This is a genomic window from Rhizobium ecuadorense (assembly GCF_001187535.1).
Lineage (GTDB): Bacteria > Pseudomonadota > Alphaproteobacteria > Rhizobiales > Rhizobiaceae > Rhizobium > Rhizobium ecuadorense.
On record NZ_LFIO01001213.1, the window covers coordinates 1 to 251 of the forward strand.

Sequence of the window (251 nt, forward strand, 5' to 3'; positions counted from 1 at the left end):
GGAAGGGCTCGTCAAGCCGCGGGAGCCGGGAAGGGTTGCCATCGAGACGCCTGCGGGAAGGGTCGATGTCACCTATGAGGAAAAGGGCGGATATGTCGAATCCGTTCGTCTCCACAATGTTGCAAGCTATCTGCACGAGGCGGATGTCGAGGTCGATGTGCCGGGAATGGGCCGCCTGCGCGTCGATATATCCTATGGCGGCAACTATTATGCGGTCATCGAACCGCAGGATAACTGGAGCGGGCTCGACG

General features: G+C 59.8%; 1 protein-coding gene. It reads left to right on the top strand.

Going from position 1 to position 251, the window contains the following annotated elements; genetic code table 11:
* The coding region (locus AF337_RS25565; RefSeq protein ID WP_193393656.1) for a proline racemase family protein at positions 1-251 on the top strand (251 nt) is incomplete at both ends.